Origin of the sequence: Streptobacillus ratti, from assembly GCF_001891165.1 — a bacterium.
GTDB classification, from domain to species: Bacteria; Fusobacteriota; Fusobacteriia; order Fusobacteriales; family Leptotrichiaceae; genus Streptobacillus; species Streptobacillus ratti.
Window position 1 is genome coordinate 1 of the sequence record NZ_LKKW01000090.1, and the last position, 381, is coordinate 381.

The 381-nt window shown below is 66.1% G+C and carries 1 protein-coding gene; it reads right to left on the bottom strand.

Annotation, left to right across the window (positions count from 1 at the left end; all coding sequences use genetic code 11):
• A partial coding sequence (locus BT993_RS06910) for an ABC transporter permease subunit (protein ID WP_143604318.1) occupies window positions 1-381 on the bottom strand: 381 nt, incomplete at both ends.

Below are 381 nucleotides of genomic sequence, written 5' to 3' on the forward strand. Positions count from 1 at the left end.
GCACGATCGGGAAATCGCGCTGAATCGCGCCGCGCACGATCAGGCTGCCGAGGCCGGGGATCGCGAACACCGCCTCAATCACGACGGTCGCCGCCAGCATGCGGTTGACCAGCAGACTGATGATCGTGAGCAGGTTGACGCCGACATTCTTCAAACCGTGCTGCCAGAGGATGCGGGACATCGACAGGCCCTTGGCGTGCAGGGTGCGGACATATTGCGACGACAGCACCTCGAGCAACGCGCCGCGCAGCTGGCGCGCCACCCCCGCCATGCCGTAGGCTGCGATCGCAATCCCCGGCAGCAGCGCGTGCCTGATCGCATCGATCGGCGAGACGCTGAAGGATTTCGCGCCGGTCGCCGGCAGCCAGTTCAGCTTCAGCG